Origin of the sequence: Janthinobacterium tructae (assembly GCF_006517255.1) — a bacterium.
Lineage (GTDB): Bacteria > Pseudomonadota > Gammaproteobacteria > Burkholderiales > Burkholderiaceae_D > Janthinobacterium > Janthinobacterium tructae.
The window spans coordinates 577,166-592,141 of the sequence record NZ_CP041185.1; the positions used below are offsets into that span (position 1 = coordinate 577,166).

13 protein-coding genes are annotated in these 14,976 nt (G+C 55.0%); 5 read left to right on the forward strand and 8 right to left on the reverse strand.

From position 1 onward, the window contains the following. Positions 1-341: 341 nt before the first annotated feature. From FJQ89_RS02685 to FJQ89_RS02700, 4 genes are all read left to right on the forward strand, one after another. Complete coding sequence (locus FJQ89_RS02685; protein WP_243136381.1) at positions 342-1,940, forward strand: sensor domain-containing diguanylate cyclase; 1,599 nt, start codon at positions 342-344, stop codon at positions 1,938-1,940. Between the two features lie 600 nt (positions 1,941-2,540). Continuing rightward, positions 2,541-4,001 carry an IMP dehydrogenase gene (gene guaB / locus FJQ89_RS02690; protein ID WP_071077665.1) on the forward strand — a complete coding sequence of 487 codons (1,461 nt, stop codon included), beginning with the start codon at positions 2,541-2,543 and terminating at the stop codon, positions 3,999-4,001. A 66-nt stretch (positions 4,002-4,067) separates the two neighbouring features. Next, complete coding sequence (gene guaA / locus FJQ89_RS02695; RefSeq protein ID WP_141168929.1) at positions 4,068-5,678, forward strand: glutamine-hydrolyzing GMP synthase; 1,611 nt, start codon at positions 4,068-4,070, stop codon at positions 5,676-5,678. Between the two features lie 309 nt (positions 5,679-5,987). Continuing rightward, positions 5,988-7,196, forward strand: coding sequence for a tyrosine-type recombinase/integrase (locus tag FJQ89_RS02700; RefSeq protein WP_141168930.1), 1,209 nt, complete (start codon positions 5,988-5,990; stop codon positions 7,194-7,196). On the opposite strand, the gene FJQ89_RS02705 is transcribed toward FJQ89_RS02700, so the two are convergent. The 4 genes from FJQ89_RS02705 to FJQ89_RS02720 all read right to left on the reverse strand — a co-directional run bounded on the left by FJQ89_RS02705 (position 7,171) and on the right by FJQ89_RS02720 (position 10,717). Further along, entirely contained in the window at positions 7,171-7,413 is a 243-nt protein-coding gene (locus FJQ89_RS02705) for a helix-turn-helix transcriptional regulator (RefSeq protein WP_205704556.1), read from the reverse strand. The genes FJQ89_RS02700 and FJQ89_RS02705 overlap by 26 nt on opposite strands. Before the next feature lie 161 nt (positions 7,414-7,574). Beyond that, a complete protein-coding gene (locus tag FJQ89_RS02710; RefSeq protein ID WP_141168931.1) occupies positions 7,575-7,979 on the reverse strand; it encodes a restriction endonuclease in 405 nt (134 codons plus the stop codon). 178 nt (positions 7,980-8,157) lie between these two features. Beyond that, positions 8,158-9,048: a hypothetical protein gene (locus FJQ89_RS02715; RefSeq protein WP_141168932.1), complete on the reverse strand. Its 891-nt coding sequence runs from the start codon at positions 9,046-9,048 to the stop codon at positions 8,158-8,160. Between the two features lie 109 nt (positions 9,049-9,157). Next, positions 9,158-10,717 carry an LA2681 family HEPN domain-containing protein gene (locus FJQ89_RS02720; protein ID WP_141168933.1) on the reverse strand — a complete coding sequence of 520 codons (1,560 nt, stop codon included), beginning with the start codon at positions 10,715-10,717 and terminating at the stop codon, positions 9,158-9,160. Positions 10,718-10,964: 247 nt separating this feature from the next. Here FJQ89_RS02720 and FJQ89_RS02725 point away from each other — a divergent pair, with 247 nt between their 5' ends. Continuing rightward, positions 10,965-11,531 (forward strand): YkgJ family cysteine cluster protein, encoded by a 567-nt coding sequence (locus FJQ89_RS02725; RefSeq protein WP_141168934.1) that lies wholly within the window; start codon positions 10,965-10,967, stop codon positions 11,529-11,531. 408 nt (positions 11,532-11,939) lie between these two features. Here FJQ89_RS02725 and FJQ89_RS02730 read toward each other — a convergent pair whose 3' ends face one another. The 4 genes from FJQ89_RS02730 to FJQ89_RS02740 all read right to left on the reverse strand — a co-directional run bounded on the left by FJQ89_RS02730 (position 11,940) and on the right by FJQ89_RS02740 (position 14,963). Then, positions 11,940-12,839 carry an HD-GYP domain-containing protein gene (locus FJQ89_RS02730; protein WP_141168935.1) on the reverse strand — a complete coding sequence of 300 codons (900 nt, stop codon included), beginning with the start codon at positions 12,837-12,839 and terminating at the stop codon, positions 11,940-11,942. After that, positions 12,797-13,057, reverse strand: coding sequence for a hypothetical protein (locus FJQ89_RS27955; protein WP_168208339.1), 261 nt, complete (start codon positions 13,055-13,057; stop codon positions 12,797-12,799). Before FJQ89_RS27955 ends, FJQ89_RS02730 begins: the two co-directional genes overlap by 43 nt. Positions 13,058-13,281: 224 nt before the next feature. Then, positions 13,282-13,749 (reverse strand): helix-turn-helix domain-containing protein, encoded by a 468-nt coding sequence (locus tag FJQ89_RS02735; RefSeq protein WP_141168936.1) that lies wholly within the window; start codon positions 13,747-13,749, stop codon positions 13,282-13,284. A 212-nt stretch (positions 13,750-13,961) separates the two neighbouring features. Next, the gene (locus FJQ89_RS02740) at positions 13,962-14,963 is read right to left on the reverse strand and encodes a zinc-dependent alcohol dehydrogenase family protein (RefSeq protein WP_141168937.1); all 1,002 of its coding nucleotides are present in this window, start codon (positions 14,961-14,963) and stop codon (positions 13,962-13,964) included. Between the last annotated feature and the right edge of the window lie 13 nt (positions 14,964-14,976).

Genomic DNA, 14,976 nt, shown 5'->3' on the forward strand with positions numbered 1-14,976 from the left:
TATGCCGTCCTTCCGCAGCGCCTAACCCTTGCGCCCGCAGTCACCGCAGAAGCCGCCTTTGGGCCGGCTTCCTCACGTCCCGAGGAATGACGTTGCTATAGAACTAAGGAAAATCCTCATTTTGCCGTGGTTCAAGGTGGTGCGCCAAACGCTCTCCAATTTTTGGCCGGATTGGCCCCGTAACTCAATTTCAACAGGGGTGGGACCTCTCGGCATTCATTTATGACTGTGGCGAGGCAGTGTTGTTTTTTAACTTTTTCACATCTTATTTGTTACGATTCGTGAGTATTTTCGGGTGTATTCGGTGCACACTTTACACAATTAAAACCCGGAGATGTTCGATGAGTGCTTCAAACCAGCTGCTGCAGCGTCTGATGGGCACAAGCTTTAAGCGTTTTTCCTTATTTCCATTGGCGATTACATTTGTCGTCGTGGTTTGTCTGGCACTTCTTGCAACTCAGCTATGGACGATATGGCGTGCAAGAGAGGTGCAAATAAGCGAGGCAGGTCTGGCAAGCGCTAATCTGGCGCAGTCCGTGGCTCAACATGCCTACGACACGATCAAAGAGACTGATACCGCATTGGTTGGATTGGTGGAACGTTTAGAAAATGACGGACTCTCGGCCATTGAACTGTCGCGAATTCATAACTTGCTGGTTTTGCGTGTAGGTGAATTACCCCAATTGCAAGGGATTTTCGTCTATGCAAAAGATGGAAGCTGGCTGGTCAATTCTCAAAAAGTGTTGCTGAAGAATTTGAATAATTCCGATCGAGAGTATTTTAAGTACCATCAGAATAACAGCGACCGCAGCCCTTACATAGGCCCCCCTATACGGAGCAAGTCGACAGGGGACTGGATTATTACGGTGTCGCGTCGTTTTAATCTTTCCGATGGCAGTTTTGGAGGGGTTGTTCTTGCTACAATTAATATGAACTACTTTAGATCGTTTTATGATAGATTTTCTATAGGGGAGCGAGGTGCAATTTTCATTGCAAATGGGAGTGGAACACTTTTGCTAAGAAGGCCATTTGAAGAAAAAATGCTTGGACAAGATATATCGAAATTTCCGCTATTCAAAGACCACTTATCGAAGGCCCCTGTAGGCACCGCATTAATAAAATCAAAATTGGATGGAGTTACACGTATCAATAGCTATAGGAGAGTAGAAGAATATCCCTTGGTCGTCTCCGCCGCATTGTCCCAAGATGAGGTTTTGGCTAGTTGGCGGGCTGAGTCGTATTTGCAAAGTGTGGTGGGAGGAGTTTTGGCACTAGTTATTGGATTCCTTGGCTATCGTATGGTGAAACAAATAGATTTTCGATCAAGGGCCGAAGGAAAGCTCTTGGAGGCCAGCAAGGAATTGGAGCAAATCAATGAAACTTTGGCCCGTCTTGCCAGCCAGGACGGCTTAACAGGCCTAGGTAATCGGCGGCACTTCGACGAGTCGTTATTTTGTGAGTTTAGTCGTGCGCAGCGCGGTGAAACTTCTATCGGCTTGGCCATGATAGATGTCGATTTTTTTAAACAATACAACGACATCTACGGCCATGTTGCTGGTGATGAGTGTCTTAGAAAAATCGGCAAGGTGGTGTCCTATTGCATGCGCCGGCCCGGTGATGTTGCTGCTCGTTATGGTGGCGAGGAGATGGCCGTGCTGTTGCCCGGAACAGACCTTCTCGGCACCTCGGAGGTTGCTGAGAGTATTCGTAATGCCATTCAATCTATGGGAATTGAACATACTGGAAACCCGATCGGTGTTGTGACGGTCAGCATTGGCATCGAGGCTTTTTCCCCAATTTATTTAGAAAACCAGCCTATTGAATTGGTCGAGGCCGCCGACAAAGCATTGTATAAAGCGAAAGAATCTGGGAGAAATCAGGTTTGTTGTGCGACTTCGTGCCGGGGAGCTCGCGACGAGAGAGCCTCTCTTGTCCTTTAGTTGACAACTTTGCTTTTCAAATTTGATGGGAGTGTGGGAACGTTCGCAGATTATGATGGACGACAGCAATTCTTGCATATGGTTTAGTTGCTTAATGGTAAATATTTCAATCACGCCAAGCCATCCTTAAGATGACTGTCGTTAACTGTTCGCCAAGCAGTAAGATAAGCATGTCGACGATGCTGGTATCAAGCGAATGTACCGTAGCGCGAGGCGAGGGCGAAGTTGTCTATTTTTAGTAGATCACCTCCACGGTGTTCGATAATGCCGCTGGACTTGCAACTGCACAGTGCAAGCAAGAGGAGGGCGCACAGCGCGAGCTTCATTGCGACCCTTTTGTTTGGGTTATGCTTACGGATGGCGGTGCCTTCTATTATGTTGGGGCCTACTTACCTGATCTTGTGCAGCCGCAGAAAGAGGCGAAGAAGCCGGCAAAACAGGGGCGAAATTTGGGCGAAAACGTAGACATTTCCAGACTTTTCCAGACATTTATAGCAAAGCGGAAATGGCATTCCCACTATGTCTACAGAGGTTTGCGAATGTTTAAGACAGGAATCAAGAATTTCTGTATAATCTGCTTTTGCGCCAATAGGAAATGCTATGCGTCTACTTCAAAAAGCACTCACATTCGATGACGTGCTGCTCGTCCCAGCCTACTCCAACGTTCTGCCCGCCGATACGTCCCTCAAAACTCGCCTGACCCGCAATATCACCCTGAATATTCCCTTGCTGTCCGCAGCCATGGATACGGTGACGGAAGCCCGTCTGGCGATCGCGATGGCCCAGGAAGGCGGCATCGGTATCATCCACAAGAATTTGAATCCGAAGGACCAGGCACGTGAAGTGGCCCGTGTAAAACGTTTCGAAGCTGGCGTGCTGCGCGATCCGATCACGATTCCGCCGGACATGAAAATCCGCGACGTGATCGCGCTGACGGAACAATACGGCATCAGTGGTTTCCCTGTCGTCAAGGGCAAGGAAGTGGTCGGTATCATTACCAACCGCGATTTGCGCTTTGAAAAGGAACTCGACGCGGAAGCCTCCGCCAAGATGACCCCGCGCGAAAAACTCGTCGTCGTCAATGAAGATGCCGATACGGCCGAAGCCAAGCGCCTGATGAACAAGCACCGCCTCGAGCGCGTGCTGGTGGTCAACGACGCGTTTGAGCTGCGCGGCCTGATCACCGTCAAGGATATCCAGAAGTCGACTTCCCACCCGTTCGCGTCGAAAGACAGCCAGGGCAAGCTGCTGGTCGGCGCTGCGGTCGGCGTCGGTGCCAAGGATGAAGAACGCATCGACCTGCTGGTCGCCGCTGGCGTCGACGTGCTGGTGGTTGACACGGCCCACGGCCACTCGCAAGGCATCCTGGACCGCGTACGCTGGATCAAGACCAAGTACCCGCAAGTGGAAGTAATTGGCGGCAACATCGCTACCGCCGCCGCCGCCAAGGCGCTGGTGGAATACGGCGCCGACGCGGTCAAGGTCGGCATCGGCCCGGGCTCGATCTGCACCACGCGTATCGTTGCCGGTGTGGGCGTACCGCAAATCACGGCCATCTCGAACGTCGCCGAAGCACTCGAAGGCACGGGCGTCCCATGTATCGCCGACGGCGGTATCCGCTTCTCGGGCGATATCTCGAAAGCGCTGGCCGCTGGCGCCTCGACCGTCATGATGGGTTCCATGTTTGCCGGCACGGAAGAAGCGCCAGGCGAAGTGATCCTGTACCAGGGCCGCAGCTACAAGTCGTACCGCGGCATGGGCTCGCTGGGCGCGATGTCCGATGGTTCGGCTGACCGTTATTTCCAGGACGCCACCATGAAGGCCGACAAGTTCGTGCCTGAAGGTATCGAAGGCCGCGTAGCCTACAAAGGCAGCGTGCTGGCGATCATCTTCCAGCTGGTGGGCGGCGTGCGTCAATCGATGGGTTACTGCGGTTGCGCCACCATCGACGAACTGCGCGAAAAAGCGGAATTCGTGGAAATCACCTCGGCCGGCATGCGCGAGTCGCATGTCCATGATGTGCAGATCACGAAAGAAGCACCTAACTACCGTTCAGAGTAATTAGCGACAGACCAGACCGGCGCCTAGTGCGCCGGTTTTGTAATGACCTCAGATAAAGTCCCCATCATGCATTCTAAAATCCTCATTCTCGATTTCGGTTCCCAAGTCACCCAGTTGATCGCCCGCCGCGTGCGCGATTCCGGCGTGTTTTCCGAAGTCTTCCCGTATGACGTCAGCGACGAATTCGTGCGCAACTATGGCGCCGCCGGCGTGATCCTGTCGGGCAGCCACAATTCCACGCTGGACGGCGATTCGCCGCGCGCGCCGCAAGCCGTGTTCGAGCTGGGCGTACCTGTGCTGGGCATCTGCTACGGCATGCAAACCATGGCGGCCCAGCTGGGCGGCAAGGTGGAAAACGGCCTGGTACGCGAATTCGGCTACGCCGAAGTGCGCGCCCGCAGCCACACCAAGTTGCTTAACGGTATTGCCGACTTCGTCACCGACGAAGGTCACGGCATGCTGAAAGTGTGGATGAGCCACGGCGACAAAGTGCTGGAAATGCCGCCAGGTTTCAAGCTGATGGGCAATACCCCAAGCTGCCCGATCGCCGCCATGGCCGACGAAGAGCGCCAGTTCTACGGTGTGCAATTCCACCCGGAAGTGACGCACACGGTGCAGGGCAAGGCCATGATCGGCCGCTTCGTGCATGAAATCTGCGGCTGCAAGTCGGACTGGAACATGCCGGACTACATCAGCGAAGCGGTGGAAAAAATCCGTGCGCAAGTCGGTACCGACGACGTCATCCTGGGCCTGTCCGGCGGTGTCGATTCGTCCGTCGCCGCAGCCCTGATCCACCGCGCCATCGGCAACCAGCTGACCTGCGTCTTTGTCGACCACGGCCTGCTGCGCCTGGACGAAGGCAAGATGGTGATGGACATGTTCGCCAAGAACCTGGGCGTGAAAGTCATCCGCGTCGATGCGGAAGAGCAGTTCATGGGCCACCTGGCCGGCGTCACCGACCCCGAGCAGAAGCGCAAGATCATCGGCCGCGAATTCGTCGAAGTCTTCCAGGTCGAATCGGGCAAGCTGGTCAACGCCAAATGGCTGGCGCAAGGCACGATTTACCCGGACGTGATCGAATCGGCGGGCAAAGGCAAGAAGGGCCAGACCATCAAGAGCCACCACAACGTGGGCGGCTTGCCGGACACCATGAAGCTCAAGTTGCTGGAACCCTTGCGCGAACTGTTCAAGGACGAAGTGCGCAAACTGGGCGTGGCCCTGGGCTTGCCGCACGACATGGTCTATCGCCACCCGTTCCCGGGCCCGGGCCTGGGCGTGCGCATCCTCGGCGAAGTCAAGAAAGACTACGCCGACCTGCTGCGCCGCGCCGACGCCATCTTCATCGAAGAACTGCGCAACACGCCGTACGAGCCGGTAGTGGTTCCTGGCTTCGATCAGGACAGCGTGCCGACCAACTGGTACGAAGCAACCAGCCAGGCCTTCGCCGTCTTCCTGCCCGTCAAATCGGTGGGCGTGATGGGCGATGGCCGCACCTACGAATACGTGGTGGCCCTGCGCGCCGTGCAAACGCAGGACTTCATGACGGCCCACTGGGCGCACCTGCCGCACAGCCTGCTGGGCAAGGTCTCCAACCGCATCATCAATGAAGTGCGCGGCATCAACCGCGTCGTCTACGATATCTCGGGCAAGCCGCCGGCGACGATCGAGTGGGAATGATTTGATGTCTGGCAACTGCTGGCACTGATAGGCAGTAAACCACACCTAAGCCCGTGATTTCACGGGCTTTTTTGTTATTTCATCCGGCACTGTCTGGCAACGATTAGCATGGTTAAGCAAGGTTTTTTCATGGCATTCTTAATGGTATGATCTAGCAACGATGCCATGATCGGTAATCGATACCATGCGAGGGCGTTGGATGCTGTCATGGTATCGATTTTGTATAAAGGCTTTAAATTCAAGGCTTTACATGCAAATTTGACGCACTTTTTGATCATGGTATTTCTAGCCACTTATTGAACAGATGTCATGCTTACTGATACCAAACTTCGCAATCTCAAGCCTCAGGAAAAGCTCTACAAGGTGAATGACCGGGATGGCCTGTATGTAGCTGTCACAAAGGCCGGCTCGATCTCGTTCCGCTACAACTATTCAATCAACGGCCGCCAAGAGACTCTTACCTTCGGCCGCTATGGTGCCGGCGGCATTACGCTGGCGGAGGCACGCGAGCAGCTGGGCGAGGCAAAAAAGATGATCGCGGCAGGGAAGTCGCCGGCGAAAGAAAAGGCGCGGGACAAGGCCCGCGTCAAGGACGCGGAGACATTCGGTGCCTGGGCGGAAAAATGGCTGCGCGGCTACCAGATGGCAGACTCGACGCGAGACATGCGCAAGGCCGTCTACGAGCGTGAATTGAAGCCGAAGTTTGGCAATCAGAAGTTGGCCGAGATCACGCACGAGGACCTGCGGGCATTGACCGACGCCATCGTGGAACGCGGCGCGCCGGCGACGGCGGTACATTCCCGTGAGGTGGTCCTGCAGGTCTACCGATGGGCCATTGAGCGCGGCCAGAAGGTCGAGAACCCCGCCGATATGGTGCGACCTACCACCATTGCCAAATTCGAGCCTCGGGACCGTGCATTGACGCCAGATGAGATCGGGTTGATGTACCAGTACATGGAGCGGATCGGCACGACGCCTTCAATCAGGGCAGCGGCCAAATTGCTGCTACTGACACTGGTGCGCAAGAGCGAGCTGACCAACGCGACCTGGAGCGAGATCAATTTCAGCGAGGCTCTTTGGACGATCCCGAAAGAACGCATGAAGCGACGTAATCCGCACATGGTGTTCCTGTCGCGGCAGGCGCTGGACATTTTCATCGCGCTAAAGACCTTCGCTGGCGGATCGGAATTCATTTTGCCGTCGCGGTATGACACAGATTTGCCGATGAGTAGCGCTACACTCAACCAGGTACTGACGCTGACTTATAAGCTGGCGCAGAGGGAGGGGACGCAGCTCGGTAAATTCGGACCACACGATCTGCGTCGGACAGCCAGCACGCTCTTGCACGAGGCCGGTTACAACACTGACTGGATTGAGAAGTGCCTTGCGCATGAACAGCGCGGCGTGAGAGCGGTCTACAACAAGGCCGAGTACCGTGAGCAGCGCACGGCTATGCTGCAGGATTGGGCTGACATGATCGACGAATGGTCGATCAGGCGGCTAAAGCCGGCGGCATGAGCCCAGGGCGCGTTGCCTGAGCGCCGGATGATCGGCGAGTTTCGATCCATACTTCAATCTCGGCTAAGTCCCAAGCGACGTTTCTACTAGTCAGAGCAATGCGGCGCGGGAATTCTCCGCGCTGCTCCAAATTGAAAATGGTGCGATCAGAAAGCGGGATCATCGCCAACAGCCTCTTGCGATTAATGAGCGTCTTGCCCTTTGCTTGGATTTCCATACGGTGGCTTTCATTCGATTACGGATGTTGATCGAAGAATGCCTGATCGAGCCCGGATTAAGGCTTCAAAAATTTAGAATAATGTTGTCATAGTTCGGCGGCTTGTATCTAAAAAGAACGCGTGTACACGTTCTGGTTGGGGGGGGGGCTTGCTGGCTGAATCAGATTTCGCTGAATTTGCACATCCGCCCTTCAGCATCTGCAATTAGCAATCTGAGTGAAACCCCTGATTGCCGTGCTAAATCTACCGCGCCACTGCTATATCCGCTGGTTGTGACGACCATCCCGAGTGTGCCGGGTGGATAAGCTGCAAGCGCACCGATCAGTTCTCTGATAACCGAAGGTCCAACTTTTCTTTTGGGCGCATAACACTTGCACTGAATCGCCCAGAATTCGGTGCCCGTCGAATTGGCGGCGAACACGTCTATGCCGGCGTCCCCGTTTTTGGATGAGGCGACGTGATCTACTTTGAAGCCGGCGCGCATCATTGCGTCGTGAACGTCACGCTCAAATTGGAACCAGTTCGATGTCCCATTGCTTTCGATGGACGCCTCGATACCATACAAGGATTAAGTCGAGGGAATTTCATAGATCGATACCACCCTTGTAAGATTTAGGATCGAATTTCTAAGCTACAAAAGAAGGGGAGCGCCAGCTCCCCTTCCTTTCAGTTCCGCGAGATTTGTAAGGCGGAACTGGTGGGAGCATCACATCTTGTCACATCAGGCTCGTGTACGGCGAAATTCAAGATAGTTCAACGCCGAATTTCAGTTGCGTAAGCCACTCTCGAAAAATGGTCGGCGTCAGTTGGTAGCCTTTGAGAACGATGTCCTTTTCGTCGATAAAAGTTTCTGAATTCTTTTCCAGAGACTTTGCACTTGGCGCACCCTCATACGTGATTCCGACGTACGCATAACGATCCTCTGTGGCATGTGCGACCAATACTGGTCCTCCGCTGATTCCGCTAAATCCCCAGCCATGTTCGCTCGTCAAAGTTGAGCATAGCGTATAAGTGGGCTTGTCCGGTGAGGGAATGGATGACGCCAGCTCGACTGCTATGCGCGGCATGGGGGCAGCTATTTTGTCGTCCGTTTGGTACTTGTGGCCATCGGGGAAACCGTAGGCCATCCATACAGGCTGAATGACAGACCAGTCCGGTTCAACCCAATCATTTAAATTGATCGCATCTGCATTGCGTAGCGTGCTTATTGTGTTCCAGGTATCTGTCAGGTCCGCAATTGCAATATCGGGCCGCTCCAGGTTTCGGCGCTCTAGTTCTGCAAGTTTGCGCTGATCATTGATGTTGTCGTTTGACGGAAAGTCACGGCAGCTATTGAAAGTCCAACGATATTGCCCCTGAGGACCATAGGCGTGGAACTGATGAATGGATCGGCCAGAGTGGATCGAAGGAGCGATTCGACGGCCGGTTTTGAGTGCTTGGCTCAGGAATGCCGAGAGTACATGGTGACAGGTAACAGCGTAGATACGGGATTCAAATTTTACGAATGTCACCGTTGCGTTGATTGTCGCCTCGTTGTGTCCGTTTTGCAAGAATTGGCCGGTGGCAAACAATGGCGCACATACAGATTTGACCTTTTGATCGATCGTTGCGTCTATTGCATCAATGAATATCATATTGGTTTACCATCAAGTGTAATGTGGAGTGGTGATTGTGGCTGTAGCTCTTGCAGTGGCAATTCGTACCTGGTATCTACGTCGGCGCGACGCATTCAACGCGACGCATTCAAATTTCAGCGTCGCGTCCTCGAATCCAATCGTGATCGGGGATAACCAGCGATCCTATTAGGCCAGCCGTCCGCTGTGTCAAGCCTTGTTCGTGTTGCGAAATTGAAAGCGCGAGCATTTGGATCGCCGACCTAACAACACGCAAAGCACTCAATACTTCATGAACAAATGGCTCCCTTTGGTGATGTTCGATTTCTGCTGCCGGTCTGCTGCGGGCTGGGTCGCCAAAGTCATGTAGCACCACAAATCGATGTGTGCCTGCGTTCCGGAGGTCCTTTTGTGAACGCAGGATACCCGCGCTACTGTCATAGTCGTCGGCAAGCTCCACAAGGCCATAGAGGGCAAGGACTCCCCCGCGAATTGCCTTCTCCACCTTTTCGGCAAGTGGGCGTAGGCCAGTCGCCTTGTCAACGTTTCCTCGCCACAGTTTGCCAAAGTAGACTTTATCTGGCGGTTGTCCAAACTCGAAGTAATGATTCGCCGTTACTGCGATCTTGTCGAGCAAGTCTAGTGCCGTACGATGTGCCAGGATAAGCGCTGACGCATCTGGGCCGTAGGTAGCGTAGTCAAGAGTATCACCATATCGCCCTGTCGCTGGCCACACGGCGTCGTCGGCAGCCCGCCAAGCCAGGTCGCGCGCAAGGATGAAATCGCTCTTGAGCACGTTAAACATGGCGAATACGGGGGGAGGCATTCCGCGTGCGTCTGATTCGCGTTCAAGAATCCCAGGAAGCATGAGCCAGTCCAGCTTGCCCAAGGAGGGATCAACGAGTTCGACCGCTGGTGCAAGCGTCAGGCGCTGGCGCTCGACCCAACTGATGAATGGATCTGTGTGCGGTGATCTCGGTGGTGGATCTTCAAGTTCGTTGGCAAACGCTGCGGTCTTCTCAGCGGCCTGTGCGCCAGCATATTGAATGACCCGATCTCGACGCCGATGTGCAATTTTGGCCAACATGATCGCTTCGATCCGGGTAAGGTCTGAGCAGCCGCCTTGCTCATATAGCCATAACAAGTTACGGGCTGCGGAACTAGCTGCAACTCCATTTTCCGGATCGATTTCCAATGCGGCAAGCCACGCATCATGAGCTTCGCCAAGTCGATAGCTGCTACTGAATTGGTTAGCAAGGTTGCTCCAGGCCTGGGTTCTCAGCTCCGAATCGACATCTAGGTCTTGCGCTACTTTCCAAAAGCATCGACGCGCTTCGGCACGGTGCTCTCTAGTGCGTTCTTGATGATCAATCCAACTGGGGCCGCGAGGCGGAATGCCTGTCGCCGCAACCAACCCATTTGCCAGGTTGTAGGTGATGTCAGCAGTAGGGAATCGACTATGCAATTCACGAAACAACACCAATCCTTCTTCAATCGCGTCTTGCTGTTGAGTCAAGGCACCGCCATCCACCAAGGCGCTTGCTCGCAGAACCATCAGATTGAAGCGCTCGGGTTCAGAGGTATCAAGACTGATCTCCCTGGCCTGCTTTACTGCCTCTGCAGGATCGCTATCCAATAAGGCCCTCAAATGAGCCGACTGTTCGTGAAACCTGCCTTGCATTGACGACATAACTGGATTCCTTGTTTGTGCGGCTCTGGCCACCAGACCCTGCCTTAACCATGTCTAGCCTATTTTGTGTCGAGGTGGCAAGATTTCAAGTTGTCAGAATCCTGTTGGCAACAGGTTAAATATACTGTATAAATGAACAGTGTAAGAATGTTGCGTGTCTTCCTAGTTCGCCGGGACATCTAGACTCATCCAGTCGCGATGACCTGATCTAGTTCCCGCGCATTGATGAGATTGCTGTGGAGGATAAATGAAGGAAATCAAGTTTCGTACCATTGATGAAGCGAAGCAGTTGGTGTTGCCAGACGCATCTGCAGCTACAGTTCAACGATTTCGACAAACCACAGAGTTTGTCGTGAAAGACGGAGCGAGTCGCTGGTCAAAGTTGAAAGCAATCTATGAAGCTGCCGACGCGATAACAGCGGAAATTGCGCCCGTCATGGTTTGCCAAAAGGGCTGTCATCACTGTTGCAAGATCGATGTTGGTCTCCTGGATGTTGAGGCGGAATACATCGGGCGAAATATCAAGCGATCAGCTCGCGTGAATCCGCCAACCACTAACGGCTACAGCGAAAATCGGACGCCGTGCACCTTCCTCTCCTCTGATGGAACTTGCGGCATCTACGAGTACCGGCCGTTCGCGTGCAGAACGTTCTATACGTTGGACTCTCCCGCCTACTGCGAACAGGTGTCCGTCGAACATGCTACCTACGATTTTAAGGGTAACGGGATGCTTAAGACATTGGGGCAGTTGTTGGGGCAGTTGAATGGAGCGGGGCGTGGGCATGACATCCGTGACTATTTTTCAGCCGAGTAGCAAAATAAGTTCAACATGGTATTTTTCATGGCATTGAATCGCAATTCGTCCAGTATGCTTATGATATATAAGGAATTTTTCTCCTTGTTGATAACTGAATGGGAGTGACGAGCCCGCTTTAACTGATTGATTTAACGCGAAAAATATATGGTCGTTGATAATTAAAAAAGAATTATCAACGGCCATTTTCTTTCTTGCGTCCGGTTGATCATCTCAGCGCACAGGCACTGAACTGGGCCCAAGCATCGGTTTACCTGGTCTTGTCGACCTCAGGCCAACGCCAAGGCCGAACGCGACACTCCATTGGCGCTGCACGAATGGGTTTACGGTTTTGTCTGCCAGAACTCGCGGGCGCGTTTGCGTATGCTCACTGAAGGGAATCATCACTGCAACTGGCGCCGCCCACCTCTACTTCATCTGGTGCAACTGAACCAGCAAGCCATTGAGCGCACCTTGCGCCAGGGGGCTCAGTTCTGGTGAGCGCCGGTCGATTTCATTGGCCAGGTCGGATGCCAGCCACTCCAGTTCGTCGAGCATGCGGTGCAAGTCTCGCAACATATCGGCGTCGTCCTGGGCAATGACAAGCATGCCAGTTGCATTGCTGGCCAGGCGCATTTCCTGTGCGTCGTTTGTGGTGATGTGCAGCAGGTCGCGCAAGGCATTGACGATGCTGGCGTCAAAGCGCTTCTGACCTAGCCTGAACAGCATCTCGACACGCAGAAGATCAAAACGCCGGATGGCGGTCTCCGCAACGTCGGCGACAGCCAACACTCTTGCCAGCACCGTAATGCTGTCACCCTGCAGTGCATTGGGATAACCGCTGCCGTCGAGTCGTTCATGATGCTGCAATATGGCCAGTGTGGCATCGCTTGAAAAACCGAGCAAGCCTTGCACCAGTACTTGAGCTGTGATGGGGTGAACATGGATGTAGCGGCGTTCGTATTGCGTAATGTTATGCTCCGCAGCAAGTATTTCGGGGTCGGTATGCATCTCGCCGAAATCGTGGCAAAGTGCTGCCAGCAGTATCGAGTCACGTTGCCCCTCGGGCAGACCGAGGCTCTGCGCCAAGGCGAAGGCGATCAGTGCGGTGCGTATCGCATGCATGAAAAGCTCGGGCCGGCACTCGCGCATGACCGTCAGACGCAGCATGACTTCTGGTGCCAGCTGCACGCTGGCGGGGGCTTGTTTCATGGCGTGCGGGTCGCCCGTCCGCGTCAATATGCGCCGATAGACAGCTTCATGTCTGATGATGCTGTCCAGTTCCACTACAAGGCTGTGCGTATTGACCGGATGCTTCGCCGTGAGCATGCTGTCCAGCGGTGCCGCGAGTCGGTACTGGGCAAGCTGGTGAACAGGCGGCTGTCAATGCGCGCGCCCTTTGCAACCAACTTTATGCCATTGCTTTCGAAAATGTCCGCATGGGCGATCACTTCCTGCACATCGCCCACTTGCGTGACGGCGCGAATATAGTGAGGATTTTCGTCTGGCGGGTAGGCGAGGCGGATGTCAGGAACGTTTTTGTTCATCAAGGCATCCCCGTGTAGAAAGAAACTTACAATCCGGACACTTGCGAGTCTCTGCCTTGCATGGCTCCTGTAATTATTTCCAGTAGGACACAGTATGAGCTAGCAAGCGCTCTCCAGACACTGGATAAACTCCCAGCATTGTGTGGTCATTGCAGGGCGCTCAATGTTGGGGGAATCCCTGCATGCGGCAGAAACTTGTTGGAGGCAGTACCAGGGGGGGCCGTTCAAGGCGCCGTTGAATTTTCGTCAGATGCGGGCAGGGCTGGCTTGCCTGCGGATGCGGCGCAAGCCAAGGCCTTCTGGTGCATGGCTTCGAGTCCTTGATGCACGAGGTCCAGCAGTTCCATCTCGACGGTGCTGCCATTTTGCATGGCCAGCCGTTTCACGGCGAAGGCGAGCGCGGGGGGAAGTTCCAGGAATTTCAGGATCAGCCCCCCTCCGGCCGGCACTGGCGGGTCAATTTGCATTCCTCTGGCAACGGGTAATGTCCCATGCACAAGCCAGGCGGTGCTGACGCCGAGGGCCGCGGCAATTTTCTCTGCCGCTTCCGTACGAAGTTTTGTCTTTCCTGATTCGTAACGATACAGTTGCGTTGGATTGATGCCTGCCAGTTCGGCAAGCAGCACTTGCGAGATACGAAGATTTTCGCGGCAGTTCTTGATCCGCTCAGAAACATGGGTGTCGCCAGACATACATTTTGCCTTTCAATAGACAGCGTTCGTGAATGACCGGATGTCGCGCACTTGTCACCGCAGTGATGCACGGTAAGGACGCGTTTTTCCAGCGACAGCCTGGTCACCAGTATGGATTTTACCGCCTGGGCGTGCGACTGCGGCGTCCCCTTGTTTCAAACTCCATCCACTCAGCCTGGGTGGATGGAAACTGCTGGCTTGCCAGGAACAACTCATGGCCTGAGGCTGGGTACCAGGACGGCGGCGCCGTCGAAGCGCCCGGCGCGCAAGTCTGCCAGCGCCTCGTTGGCCTGCAGCAGCGGATAGGCCAATGGCGCCGTCTTGAGGTTGAAACGTTCCGCCAGCGCCATGAATGCCAAGCCGTCGGCGCGCGTCAGGTTGGCCACCGAGCGCACGCTGCGTTCTCCCCACAGCAAAGAGTATGGCATGGCGGGCATGTCGCTCATGTGGATGCCGGCGCAGACTACCGTGCCCCCTTTGGCGCAGGCGGCCAGCGCCAGTGGCACCAAAGCGCCATCCGGGGCGAACAGGATGGCCGCATCCAGCGCTACGGGGGCCGGCCCTGTCGATGCGCCCGCCCATGCGGCCCCCAACGAGCGGGCGAAACGCTGCGTGCGCATGTCTCCATCGCGCGTGAAAGCGTAGACCTCGCGCCCTTGGGCTAGCGCCAGTTGCGCCACGATGTGTCCGGCAGCGCCGAAGCCGTAAATGCCGAGCCTGCGCGCTGCACCCGTCATGGCATAGGCACGGTAGCCTATGAGTCCTGCGCACAGCAGCGGTGCTGCATGCACATCGTCATGACTATCGGGTAGCGGCAGGCAGTAGCGGGCGTCGGCCAACACGTACTCGGCATAGCCGCCATCGCGGTCGTAGCCGGTGAAACGGGCGGCATCGCACAGGTTTTCCCGGCCAGAGCAACAATACGCGCAGGCGCCACAACTGCCAGCCAGCCAGGGCACGCCCACGCGCGCTCCGATCCGCAGATTGTTTACTCCGGCTCCGACGGCAACCACCGCGCCGACAATTTCATGTCCTGGCACGACTGGCCTGCGGTGCGCGGGTAGTTCACCATCGAGCAGGTGCAGATCCGTGCGGCAGACGCCACAGGCCAGCACGCGCAGGAGCACATCTTGCCCCATTGGTGCGGGTACCGGGCGGTCCAGTGCCTGCAGCTGCGCGCCAGGGCCACCGTGTTCCAGCACCATTGCCCGCATGGCAGCTCCTTCC